Source organism: Sporosarcina koreensis (assembly GCF_000826145.2).
GTDB lineage: Bacteria > Bacillota > Bacilli > Bacillales_A > Planococcaceae > Sporosarcina > Sporosarcina trichiuri.
In genome coordinates this window covers 988536-1001407 of record NZ_LN651337.1, presented here as the reverse complement: position 1 = coordinate 1001407, position 12872 = coordinate 988536, and the positions used below count along the sequence as shown (strand labels likewise).

Below are 12872 nucleotides of genomic sequence, written 5' to 3'. Positions count from 1 at the left end.
TATGGATATTTTGTTTTCAACAGTGAAGGAATTGGTGGAAGTTGCTGAGAAGGAACAGCAGCCGATCTCGGAGATCATGATCCGGCAGGAGATGCTCCTGACACGCCGTTCACGTGAAGAGATTTTCGCTCAGATGGAGAACAACCTGGCAGTCATGGAAAGTTCGGTCGAAGAAGGGCTGAAAGGCGTCCATTCCAAGTCGGGGCTCACCGGCGGGGATGCTGTACTTATTCAGGAGTATATGAAAACCGGCAAGGCCCTCTCAGGTGAACTGCTGCTCGATGCGGTCAGCAAGGCTGTCGCGACGAATGAAGTCAATGCAGCGATGGGCATGATCTGTGCAACCCCGACTGCCGGCGCGGCAGGGATTGTGCCGGGCACTCTGTTCGCAGTGAAGAATAAGCTGAATCCGACGCATGAGCAGATGGTGAACTATTTGTTCACGACAGGGGCGTTCGGCTTCATCGTCGCGAACAATGCGTCGATCTCCGGCGCTGCAGGAGGATGCCAGGCAGAGACGGGTTCAGCTGCGTCCATGGCGGCCGCAGCGATTGTCGAAATGGCGGGCGGCACGCCGCAGCAGAGCGCGGAAGCCTTCTCGATCGTCATGAAGAACATGCTCGGTCTCGTCTGTGACCCTGTCGCAGGGCTCGTCGAAGTGCCGTGTGTGAAGAGGAATGCGATGGGGGCAGCCAAAGCGCTCGTCGGTGCGGATATGGCGCTCGCAGGCGTCGTCAGTGTGATCCCGACGGACGAAGTCATTGAAGCGATGCATAAGATCGGCCAGTCCATGCCATCCGCCCTCCGCGAAACGGCAAAAGGCGGTCTGGCTGCAACACCGACAGGAAAAGCGCTGGAAGCCGAGATTTTCGGGAAGGACAAGGAAGCCCGTGACACAGTCACTAAGTGATCCTGTCACTTCACTGAAAGGGATCGGGAAGACGGCCGGTGAACAGCTGGCTTCGCTCGGGATCGAAACAATCGAACAGCTGGTGCTGACATTCCCTTACCGGCATGAGGATTTCAGGCTGAAAGATCTGGCTGAAACGCCTCACGGGGAACGGCTCACGATAGAAGGACGGGTGGAGAGTGTTCCATCCGTCCTCTTTACCGGCAGCAGGAAATCACGGCTGCAGATCCAGCTGCTGGTCGGACCGCATCTGGTGAAAGCGGTCTTCTTCAACCAGCATTACCTGAAAGAGAGGCTGAATCCGGGACAGATCATTACGGTCACCGGGAAATGGGACCGCGGCCGGCAGCTCATCAATGTCAGCAATTTCAAGGATGGTCCGAAAATCGGACAGGCTGATTTTGAACCGGTGTACAGTCTGAAAGGTGTCGTCAAGCAGCCGACATTCAGGCGGTGGATGCGCCTGGCGCTCGACGAGATCGAAGGCAGCATGCCCGAAACGCTGCCCGCCTCCCTGCTTACGGCCTACAAGCTGCCGACGCTCGCCGAGACGCTCGAGATGGTGCATTTCCCGACCGCGCCTGATGATGTGAAACATGCCCGAAGGCGCGTTGTCTACGAAGAGCTCCTCCATTTCCAGCTGAAGATGGCCGCCTTGAAAAAAGTGCGGAAAGCCGCCGGGAAAGGGACGCCGATCGGATACGATATCGAGAAACTCAAGCAGTTCATCGCCACGCTGCCGTTTGAACTGACAGGCGCCCAGAAGCGGGTCGTCAATGAACTGTGCGCGGAATTGAAAAGCCCGCTCCGCATGAACCGGCTGCTTCAGGGCGATGTCGGGTCCGGAAAGACGGTCGTTGCTGCCATCACACTGTATGCGGCCATCACTGCAGGCTACCAGGGGGCCCTGATGGCGCCGACCGAAATATTGGCGGAACAGCATGCGGAGACTTTAGCCGGCTGGCTGGAACCCGCGGGTGTCTCTGTCGCTTTCCTGACAGGTTCGACAAAAGGGAAGGCGCGCCGTGAAATCCTCGGACGATTGGCGGCAGGTGAAGTGGATCTTCTGATCGGCACCCATGCGCTCATCCAGCCGGACGTCAATTTCAGGAAACTCGGACTTGTCATCACGGATGAACAGCACAGATTCGGTGTCGAACAGCGCCGCATCCTGCGTGACAAAGGGGAGCATCCTGATGTGCTGTTCATGACAGCGACACCGATCCCGAGGACGCTGGCCATCACGGCCTTCGGAGAAATGGATGTCTCCCTGCTCGACGAAATGCCGGCAGGCCGCAAGGAGATCGAGACCCACTGGCTGAAAGAAGAGTCACTGACACCCGTGCTGCGGCGGATGGAGAAGGAACTGCAGGCAGGGCGGCAGGCATACGTAATCTGCCCGCTAATCGAAGAATCCGACACACTGGACGTACAGAATGCGGTCGACGTATTCGGGCAGCTTTCGGCTTATTTTGCAGGCCGTTATACTGTCGGACTCATGCATGGCCGGCTGCATGCCGATGAAAAAGAACAGATCATGCGGGATTTCAGCGAGGGGAAGATCGACTGCCTCGTCTCGACGACAGTCGTCGAAGTCGGCGTGAATGTACCGAATGCGACATTCATGCTCATTTACGATGCGACCCGTTTCGGTCTTGCTCAGCTCCATCAGCTCCGCGGACGTGTCGGACGCGGTGCGGACCAGTCCTACTGCGTGCTGCTCGCGGACCCGAAGACGGAAGAGGGAAAAGAGCGGATGATGACAATGGCCGAGACGAACGACGGATTCCTGCTTGCGGAAAAAGACCTGGAGCTCCGGGGTTCCGGTGATTTCTTCGGCAAGAAACAGAGCGGCCTGCCGGAATTCAAGATGGCCGATCTCGTCCACGATTATCGGGCGCTGGAAACAGCAAGACAGGATGCCGAACGGCTGCTTGCGACCGATGAATTCTGGAATGATGCCGATTACGCCGGCTTACGGAGAACGGTGGAGGAATCCGGAGTGCTTGAGAGTGAGCGTATCGACTGAGTGCAGGTGTGTTTCCCCGTTCGCGGTCAGCTTTACAAGCAGGAAGAATGCGAAAGAGCAGACCGCTCTTGCATTCTTTTTTTTTACTTTATATACTGTTACTATTACCAAGTGCTAATCAGGAAGGGGAAGGCGACGTTGCGTTTACAGAAAAAGGACCGTCAGCAGGAGCTTCAGCAGCTGCTTGAAACAACCCCCTTCCTGACGGATGAAGAGATTGCACAGCATTTCAGCGTCAGTGTCCAGACCATCCGGCTGGACCGGCTGGAGTGCGGGATCCCGGAACTGCGGGAACGTCTCCGGTCGGCGGCAGCCGAAACGATTGCCGGGAAAGTGAAGGCGCTGGAACAGGACGAGGTGATCGGGGAGATCATCGATATCGAACTGGACAGCAGAGCGATATCGATCTTGGATATCACGGCTGCGCATGTATTCCAGAAAAGCGGTATCGCACGCGGTCATCATCTGTTCGCACAGGCCAATTCCCTGGCAGTCGCCGTGCTGGACGATGAGCTGGCACTTACCGCGAAATCTGTTCTCCATTTCGTCAAGCCGGTGAAAGCGGGCGACCGGGTCATCGCGCGGGCGGCAGTCCGGAGCCGCAGCGGCAGCCGGGCCGTTGTCGACGTCGATTCCACTGTCGGGGAAGAGACTGTATTCAGCGGGGAATTTCAGATGTACCGTTCGACCGCGGCGGACAAGGAGGATGCCAAATGAAAATAGCTGTAGATGCAATGGGCGGTGATAATGCCCCTGAGGAAATTATCGCAGGGGCACTGCAGAGCCTGAAAGACTACGAGGATATACATATTGAACTTTTCGGGGACCGGGAGAAGATGGCTCCGTACCTGGAAGACCATGACCGGCTGACGGTCACACACTGCAGCGAAGTGATCGGACCGGACGATGAGCCGGTACGCGCCGTGCGGAGGAAGAAAGATGCCTCCATGGTTAAGATGGCGGAAGCGGTGAAAGAAGGCAGGGCGGACGCCTGTGTCTCCGCAGGCAATACTGGCGCTTTGATGGCGGCAGGCCTGTTCATCGTCGGCCGCATCCAAGGGATCGAACGTCCCGCATTGGCACCGACCCTTCCGACGCTTGGCGGAGAAGGGTTTGTCCTGCTGGACGTCGGTGCCAATGCCGAAGCAAAGCCATCCCACCTCGTGCAGTACGCGATCATGGGCAGTATTTACGCGGAGAAAGTCCGGGGAATCCGGAACCCGCGTGTCGGCCTGCTGAACATAGGAACGGAAGAAGGAAAAGGGAACGACCTGACAAAGGCCGCGTTCGAGGAATTGAAGATGGCCCCTTTGAATTTTGTCGGCAACGTCGAAGCGCGTGATCTCCTGACAGGCACGGCAGATGTCGCCGTGACGGACGGATTCACCGGTAATATGGTACTGAAGACGATCGAGGGCACTGCGGCCGGGCTGTTTTCGATGCTGAAGGACGTGTTCGCGTCTTCATTGAAATCCAAGATCTCGGCAGCTCTCGTCAAAGATGAGCTGCGGGGATTAAAGCACCAGATGGACTATACAGAATACGGTGGTGCCGGATTGTTCGGCCTGAACTCACCGGTCATCAAAGCGCATGGCTCATCCAATGCCAATGCTTTGAAAAACGCAATACGGCAGGCACGCACGATGGCTGAACACCGTGTGACTGATACAATACGCGAAACGATTGTCGAGGAGGAAGCATGATGACGAAACTAGCATTCTTATTTCCCGGACAAGGGTCCCAGAAAGTCGGGATGGGAACGGAATTGGCTGCGGACGAGAGCGGGCGGCAATTTTTCGAGACAGCAGACTCAGTGCTCGGGTTCCCGCTGAGCAGACTGATGGAAGAGGGGCCTCAGGAAGAATTGACGGTAACGTATAATGCACAGCCTGCACTCCTGACGGTCGGCGCGATGGCAGCAGACCGTCTGATCCAGGCGGGGATCCGTCCTGACTATACGGCAGGACACAGCCTGGGCGAGTACACAGCATTGTATGCCTCGGGTGCCCTGACGTTCGAAGACGCCGTGCGGATCGTACATAAACGCGGCCTGTTCATGAATGAAGCGATGCCGGCGGGAGAAGGCGCGATGGCAGCAATCCTGGGCCTCGATCAGGAGACGCTGACCGGTGTGACGGATGCCGTCAGTGCAGAAGGGAAACTCGTCCAGCCGGCGAATTTGAACTGTCCGGGGCAGATTGTCATCTCTGGCACGAAGGAAGGCGTGGACGCGGCCTGCGCCCGTCTGAAGGAAGCCGGTGCGAAACGTGCGCTGATGCTCGATGTCAGCGGACCGTTCCATTCCGAACTCATGCGTCCCGCAGCAGGGAAGCTCGCGGAAGTGCTCGAAAACACAGACCTGCACGATGCGGCTGTTCCTGTCATCGCAAATGTGACGGCGGAGCCGGTGACGGACAGCAGTGAAGTGAAACGGCTGCTGATCGAACAGCTGTCTTCCCCGGTGCGCTGGGAGGAGTCCGTACGCACAATGATAGATGCCGGCGTAACCAAATTCATCGAATGCGGTCCCGGCAAAGTGCTGAGCGGGCTGGTCCGCAAGATCGACCGGTCGGTATCCGTCTGGCCGGTGTATGACGAAGAGACACTGGCGGCTGTCATCGAAGCGGCAAAGGAGTGGGACTGATGGAGAGGTTCACAGGTAAAACGGCTGTCGTCACAGGAGCGTCGCGCGGCATCGGCCGGGAGATCGCACTGCTGCTGGCACGTGAAGGCGCGAGCGTAACCGTCAACTACAGCGGCAGCAAGGAACGTGCTGATGAAGTCGTATCGGCGATCGAGGCGGACGGCGGACGGGCGATCGCTGTCCAGGCGGACGTCACAGACCCGGACAGCGTGAAAGCGCTGATGGCTGAAACGCTCGAAACATTCGGCTCGATCGATCTTCTCGTCAATAACGCGGGCATCACGAAGGACAATCTCCTGATGCGCATGAAAGAGGACGAGTGGGATGCAGTGCTCGATACGAATTTGAAAGGCGTCTTCCTCTGCACGAAAGCGGTCTCCCGCCAGATGATGAAACAGCGCGCCGGACGCATCGTCAACATGGCGTCGGTTGTCGGCATTGCCGGCAATGCAGGACAGGCGAACTATGTAGCCGCAAAAGCGGGTGTCATCGGACTGACAAAAACGACGGCCAAGGAACTCGCGGCCCGCGGAATCACCGTGAATGCGGTTGCACCGGGATTCATCACGACCGATATGACGGATGCTCTCAGTGACGACGTTAAAGATGGGCTGCTCGGCAGCATTCCGCTCGGCTCCCTCGGCCGCCCGGAAGATGTGGCGAAAGCTGCTGCTTTCCTGCTGTCTGACGATGCATCCTATATTACGGGCCAGGTGCTGAACGTGGATGGCGGTATGGTGATGTAAGCGATCACCTATGCTTTATGGTCAGGCCAGCTCCGGCGGGCAGGGCTCGGAGTCGCTTCGAACTGGAAAACAGGACAGAGAGCGTCCTGTTCTTCCAGTGCTCCAGCGCCTGTCGCCTCTAGCAGCCCGCCTGCGCTTTTTTGTAATCCAGCTCCGGCGGGCAGGGCTCGGGATCGCTTCGATCCTGGAGACAAGGCGAAGGGCGCCTTGCCGTCCAGGCTCTCCAGCGCCCGTCGCCCTAGGCGCCCGCCTGCGCTTTATGTGTAATCCAGCTCCGGCGGGCAGAGGCTCGGGGTCGCTTCGGAATTGAAAACAGGACAATAAGCGTCCTGTTCTTCAATTCCTCCAGCGCCTGTCGCCTCTACCAGCCCGCCTGCGCTTTATAGCCTTGAAAGGAGGTGAGTTATATTGTCTACAGTATTGGATCGCGTGACGAAGGTTGTTGTTGACCGTTTGGGGGTTGACGAGAGCGAAGTGAAACCTGAAGCTTCTTTCCGTGATGATCTCGGCGCTGACTCTTTGGATGTCGTTGAGCTCGTAATGGAACTGGAAGATGAATTCGACATGGAAATTTCCGATGATGACGCTGAGAAAATCGGCACAGTCGGAGATGCTGTCTCTTATATCGAAGAAAAAACTAAATGATCGCAGCATAGAGACTCTTTCGTCCTTTCCCCGGAAAGTGCGGAGGCGTCTCTTTTCCATTTTGCACTGCGCGTTGCGACAAGGTAGAATAGAAAGGTATGTGCAAAGAAAGGCAGGTTGACTGAATGACGACTAATAAGAAACCGACAGGCAAGACATCGAAGGCTGTTCTTCCGGGTTCCGTGCGCAGGAAATTCGATGAGCTGCAGGAACGGCTGGACATCCGATTCACGAATGTGTCCCTGCTGTATAATGCGTTCACTCACTCTTCATATGTGAATGAGCACCGCAGCAAACGTTTTACCGATAACGAGCGGCTTGAATTCCTGGGGGATGCCGTACTGGAGCTTGCCGTGTCGCAGTATCTGTATGCGACCGAACCCGGAAAAAGTGAAGGGGAGCTGACCAAACTGCGTGCCGCCATCGTCTGCGAACCTTCGCTCGTCACGTTCAGTACCGAACTGAACTTCGGCGATTACATCCTCCTCGGCAAAGGCGAGGAACTGACCGGCGGACGGACCCGGCCTGCGCTTCTTGCCGATGTGTTCGAAGCATTCGTCGGTGCGCTCTACCTGGATCAGGGGTTTGATGTAGCTACTGACTTCCTCGAAGGGATCGTGTTCCCGAAGATAGGGCTTGGAGCTTTTTCGCATGTGATGGATTACAAAAGCCGGCTGCAGGAAATCGTCCAGCAGACCAATCATGGGCAGCTGCATTACCGGATTGTGGAAGAATCAGGTCCTGCACATGCGAAAAAGTTTCTAACGTATGTGGAGCTCGGTGACACGAAGCTCGGTGAGGGTATCGGCCGTTCCAAGAAAGAAGCAGAACAGGAAGCAGCGCGCCAGGCAATCCAGCAGCTATTGGAAGAGCATACAAAAGAGGAGAGCTGAACGTGTTTTTAAAACGACTGGAAATCATCGGATTCAAATCCTTTGCCGATAAAGTATCCATCGATTTTGTTCCGGGCGTCACGGCTGTCGTAGGCCCGAACGGCAGCGGGAAGAGCAATGTCATCGATGCGATCCGGTGGGTGCTCGGTGAGCAATCCGCGAAATCACTGCGCGGTGCCAAGATGCAGGACGTCATTTTTGCAGGCAGTGACTCCCGAAAAGCGCTGAATTTTGCGGAAGTGACCTTGACCCTGGACAACTCGACAGGCCTGTTTCCGCTCGACTATACGGAAATCAGCGTCAGCCGGCGTGTGTTCCGTTCCGGGGAGAGCTCCTTCCAGCTGAACGGACAAGTGTGCCGCCTGAAGGACATCAATGACGTCTTCGTGGACTCCGGATTAGGCAAAGAAGCGTTCTCCATCATCTCCCAGGGGCGGGTCGATGAAATCCTCAACAGCCGTCCCGAAGACAGGCGGAGTATCTTCGACGAAGCGGCAGGTGTCCTGAAATACCGCATGCGCAAGAAAAAAGCGGAATTCAAGCTGATTGAAACGGACGACAATCTCGACCGCATCCTTGATATCCTCAAAGAACTCGATGACCGGATGGAGCCGCTTGCCGAGAATGCGCGCGCGGCTGAACGCCATCGGACGCTGGCATCCGATTTGCGGGAGGCGGATGTCCGGCTGATGAATGCGGAAGCCCATGCACTCCGAACCGAACTGCAGGAGAACCGTTCCGCATCGGATGAAAAGAGGGGAATCCGTACTCGCCTTGAAAAGACAGTCTCAGCCGTGGAACAGGAGACTGCAGACGCAAAAGCCATGCTGGCTGCCCTCGACACAGCTGTCGGCGCCCTGCAGGAACAGCTTGTCACGGCGAGCGCCGAAGCCGAGAAATGGGAAGGGCGGCGGCTGCTGTCGATCGAGAAACAGCGGAATGCAAAAGAACGCTCGGTGCGTCTTGCGGAAGAACTCGAGACTGTCCGCCGGTCCTTGGAACAGCTGGAAGCAAGAAAATCGGAGCTGCTCCATGAAACCGAAACGACGAACGGGCAGCTGTCGGAAAAAACCGAAGAGATGGCGTCCATATCCAAGAAATTGAAGCGGTCCCTTGCAGAAACGGAGCAGGAAATTGAAAACCTGAAATCCTCCTATATCGAAGTGCTGAACAAAGAAGCGACCGTGCGCAACGAACTGAAACATATCGAGGAGCGGCTCGCAGGCGAACAGCATTCCTCCGAAAAATCGGGCGAACAGACGCTTGAGCTGCGTACACGAATAGCGGAACTGCAGAAGCGGAAAGAAGAACAGTCGGAAACACTCCGGCGGATGAGGGATGAATCGAAGAAAGTCGCTGCCCAATCCGAAGAAGCCAGACAGAACCTGAAGCAGAGCGAGCAGCGACTCGCAGAAACGCAGAAACTCCAGCAGCAGGCTGTGAATAAGCGGTACGAACTGCAGGGGCGGCTGCGTGCGCTGAAAAGCATGGAAGCCGATTTTTCAGGCTTCTATTCCGGTGTCAAGGAAGTGCTGCTTGCGAAACAGTCGGGCACACTCCAGGGCATCGAGGGGGCGGTCGCAGAACTCATCAACGTCGACAGGAAACATCTGAAGGCAGTGGAGACGGCACTCGGCGGCGCCATGCAGCATATCATCGCAACTGCTGAACCGGCTGCACGGACAGCGATCCAGTACCTGAAGAAGAAGAACTCCGGGCGGGCGACATTCCTGCCGCTCGATGTCATGAAGGCAAGGTATGTCCCAAATGATGTACTTGCGAAGGTCAGACACCATGGGAGCTTCATCGGCACAGCCGAACAGCTTACCGGCGCCGATCCGAAATACAAGAACGTGATCGCGAACCTGCTCGGTGCGACAATCGTGGCGGATACATTGACCGGCGCTTCCGAAATCGCCAAGCTCGCCGGCTACCGGTACCGGATCGTCACGCTGGACGGCGATGTCGTCAATGCCGGCGGTTCCCTGACTGGCGGCGGCTCGAAAGGCCAGTCGACCGTATTCTCCCGGAAGGCGGAATTGGAAACCCTGACCGGACAGCTCGCAAAGCTGAACGAATCCGTGGAAGCGGCTGAACAGAAGGCGAGAGACATCAAATTCGCCACTGCCGGCAGTCTGCAGACAGTGACTGCCGCCGACCGCAGGCTCGCGGAGCTGAAATCGGCTGCAGAAGAAATCGATGCTGCGCTCCGTGAAACCTCATATGAGCTGCGTACGGCCGAAGCCCAGTACCAGATGTTCGAACGGGACCGCGCAGGTGCGAAGGACACAGCGAGCACACTGCTCACAAAACGGTCGGATCTCGAACGTCAGCAGCAGCTCCTGAAACGCGAGCAGCAGGAGATCCAGAGAGCTGTCGCATCCCTTGAGCGTCTGGCGGCTGACCGCCGTACGGAAGAACAGGTCCTGCGAGAACGGTACAGTGAACTCCGTGAACAGACGGCGGTACTGCGTGAGCAGGCGGCCCACAAGGCCGCGCTCGCAGAAGACGCCGGCCGCGAACTTGAGGCGTCGGAAACCAGGCTTCGCCGTCTTGAAGAGGAGAACCGTTTCCTGTCCGGCCAAGAGCAGGGCGAAATGCTGTCGCCAGAAGAAATCGAACGAAAAATCACCGAAACGGCAGCTGCTGTCGAATCATTGAAATCGGATCTTCTGGCCAAAAAGGAAGAACGCGACCGGATCAGCGGGGAAGTCGGGGAGAGAGAACTGCTCCTGAAGAAGGAAGCGGACCGGCTGGCACAGCTGGCTGCGGAGCTGAACCGGCTTCACGTGCAATATTCCAGAAGCGAAGTGAAACTGGAATCCCTTGGCGGCCGGCTGCTGGAAGAGTACGGGCTGTATCCGGACTTCGAGGTGCCGGAAGGTTTCGACGAAACGGAAACCCGCAGGCGTGTCGAACGGCTGAAACAGGAAATCGCTTCCCTCGGGCCGGTCAACCCGGGGGCTGTGGAAGAATACAGGGAAGTGCTGGAGCGGCACACGTTCTTGACCGAACAGCGCAATGATCTGCTCGAGGCGAAGACGACGCTGGAAGAGGCGATGTCGGAGATGGATACGGAGATGAAGACCCGCTTCACCTCGACATTCAATGCCGTCCAGCAGCGTTTCCGGACAGTCTTCAAGGAAATGTTCGGCGGCGGGGAAGCCGACCTTGTGCTGACGGATCCCGGCAATATGCTCGAAACGGGCATCGATATCATTGCACGCCCTCCGGGGAAGAAGCGCCAGAACCTCAGCCTTCTGTCCGGCGGCGAGCGGGCGCTGACCGCGATCACGTTATTGTTTGCAATCATCGAAGTCCGCCCGGTGCCGTTCTGTATATTGGATGAAGTTGAAGCCGCACTGGATGAAGCGAATGTCATCCGGTACAGCCGGTACTTGAAGAAGTTTTCAGAGGACACGCAGTTCATCGTCATCACCCACCGGAAGGGAACGATGGAAGGGGCGGATGTCCTGTACGGCATCACCATGCAGGAATCCGGCGTATCCAGGCTGCTGTCAGTCAAAATGTCTGACGTGCCGGAAGCTGCCCTGCAGACAACCTAACAGGGGAAAGGAATGTAGGCATTATGTCATTCTTCAAGAAAATGAAAGAAAAAATAACAGGCACGAACGAAGCCGTCACCGGAAAGTTCAAGGACGGCCTGAGCAAGACGCGGGACTCATTCACATCCAAAGTGAATGACCTCGTAGCCCGTTTCAGGGAAGTGGACGAGGAATTCTTCGAAGAACTGGAGGAAGTGCTTCTGCAGGCGGATGTCGGCTTCGAGACGGTCATGGAACTGATCGATCAGCTGAAAATGGAAGTCAGGCGCAAGAACATCAAAGACACAGCCGGCATCCAGACAGTCATCTCGGAGAAACTTGTCGATATTTACAATGCACAGGGTGAAGACAGCAATGCACTCAACATACAGGAAGACGGAATCACCGTCATCCTCATGGTCGGCGTCAACGGAGTCGGCAAGACGACGACAATTGGGAAGCTGGCATCCCGCCTGCAGGCGGAAGGCAAAACGGTCATGCTTGCAGCCGGGGATACATTCCGGGCAGGGGCGATCGATCAGCTCGTCGTCTGGGGCGAGCGGGCAGGTGTCGAAGTCATCCGCCAGTCAGAAGGATCCGATCCGGCCGCCGTCATGTACGATGCCGTGAACGCGGCGAAGAAACGCGGTGTCGATGTCCTGATCTGCGATACAGCGGGCCGGCTGCAGAACAAAGTGAACCTGATGAACGAATTGCAGAAAGTCCACCGTGTCATCGGCAGGGAGATCGAGGGGGCCCCCCATGAAGTCCTGCTGGCACTTGACGCGACAACCGGACAGAATGCACTTATCCAGGCGGAAACCTTCAAGGAAGCGACCGATGTTACGGGTATCGTGCTGACCAAGTTGGATGGCACGGCAAAAGGCGGAATCGTCCTTGCGATCCGCAGCAAGCTGAACATCCCTGTGAAATTCGTCGGTCTCGGCGAAGGCATCGATGATCTGCAGCCGTTCGAGCCGGAAAAGTATGTATACGGCCTGTTCGCAGAAGGGTTGGAACTGGAAGCTGAAGAGGAATCTGCAGAAGAAAGTGCAGACAAGTAAATTCCCTTGACAGTGATTCCGGCAGCGGCTACTATTAAGGGAGATATGAGGAGGAGTTCCGATGCTTGAGAAAACGACCCGCGTCAATTTCCTCTTTGATTTCTATCAATCGCTGTTGACGGACAAACAGCGCATTTACATGGAACTGTATTACCTCGACGACCTGTCCCTCGGTGAGATTGCCGAAGAGTACAATGTGTCGAGACAGGCGGTCTACGATAATGTGCGCAGGACGGAAGCGATGCTGGAAGACTACGAAGCCAAACTCATGCTGTTCGGCAAGTACCAGCAGAGGGCGTTGATGATCGAACAGCTTGAACAGCATCTCGCCGCAAACCGGTCAATGACTGAGGAAGCGGCCGGCCTGCTGCGGCAAATAAAAGAGCACGACTAGGG

The 12872-nt window shown here is 56.6% G+C and carries 11 protein-coding genes; all 11 read left to right on the top strand.

Going from position 1 to position 12872, the window contains the following annotated elements:
- Position 1: 1 nt before the first annotated feature.
- The 11 genes from sdaAA (at position 2) to BN1190_RS10690 (ending at position 12870) form a co-directional block, all read left to right on the top strand.
- Complete coding sequence (gene sdaAA, locus BN1190_RS10740; protein WP_040286896.1) at positions 2-910, top strand: L-serine ammonia-lyase, iron-sulfur-dependent, subunit alpha; 909 nt, start codon at positions 2-4, stop codon at positions 908-910.
- The gene (recG, locus tag BN1190_RS10735; protein ID WP_040286895.1) at positions 891-2939 is read left to right on the top strand and encodes an ATP-dependent DNA helicase RecG; all 2049 of its coding nucleotides are present in this window, start codon (positions 891-893) and stop codon (positions 2937-2939) included. The genes sdaAA and recG overlap by 20 nt, the downstream gene beginning before the upstream one ends.
- A gap of 138 nt (positions 2940-3077) precedes the next feature.
- Entirely contained in the window at positions 3078-3656 is a 579-nt protein-coding gene (gene fapR / locus BN1190_RS10730) for a transcription factor FapR (protein ID WP_040286894.1), read from the top strand.
- On the top strand, positions 3653-4642 hold the full coding sequence (plsX, locus tag BN1190_RS10725; protein ID WP_040286893.1) for a phosphate acyltransferase PlsX: 990 nt from the start codon (positions 3653-3655) through the stop codon (positions 4640-4642). The genes fapR and plsX overlap by 4 nt, the downstream gene beginning before the upstream one ends.
- Positions 4642-5583, top strand: coding sequence for an ACP S-malonyltransferase (gene fabD / locus BN1190_RS10720; RefSeq protein WP_179860778.1), 942 nt, complete (start codon positions 4642-4644; stop codon positions 5581-5583). Before plsX ends, fabD begins: the two co-directional genes overlap by 1 nt.
- Positions 5583-6329: a 3-oxoacyl-[acyl-carrier-protein] reductase gene (gene fabG, locus BN1190_RS10715; RefSeq protein WP_040286891.1), complete on the top strand. Its 747-nt coding sequence runs from the start codon at positions 5583-5585 to the stop codon at positions 6327-6329. The genes fabD and fabG overlap by 1 nt, the downstream gene beginning before the upstream one ends.
- Before the next feature lie 408 nt (positions 6330-6737).
- On the top strand, positions 6738-6974 hold the full coding sequence (locus BN1190_RS10710) for an acyl carrier protein (RefSeq protein ID WP_040286890.1): 237 nt from the start codon (positions 6738-6740) through the stop codon (positions 6972-6974).
- A gap of 125 nt (positions 6975-7099) precedes the next feature.
- Positions 7100-7867, top strand: a complete 768-nt coding sequence (gene rnc / locus BN1190_RS10705; protein WP_040286889.1) for a ribonuclease III — start codon at positions 7100-7102, stop codon at positions 7865-7867.
- 2 nt (positions 7868-7869) lie between these two features.
- Positions 7870-11433 (top strand): chromosome segregation protein SMC, encoded by a 3564-nt coding sequence (smc, locus tag BN1190_RS10700; protein WP_040286888.1) that lies wholly within the window; start codon positions 7870-7872, stop codon positions 11431-11433.
- A 23-nt stretch (positions 11434-11456) separates the two neighbouring features.
- Positions 11457-12476, top strand: coding sequence for a signal recognition particle-docking protein FtsY (gene ftsY / locus BN1190_RS10695; RefSeq protein ID WP_040286887.1), 1020 nt, complete (start codon positions 11457-11459; stop codon positions 12474-12476).
- Positions 12477-12537: 61 nt separating this feature from the next.
- Entirely contained in the window at positions 12538-12870 is a 333-nt protein-coding gene (locus tag BN1190_RS10690; protein WP_040286886.1) for a putative DNA-binding protein, read from the top strand.
- Positions 12871-12872: the final 2 nt, after the last annotated feature.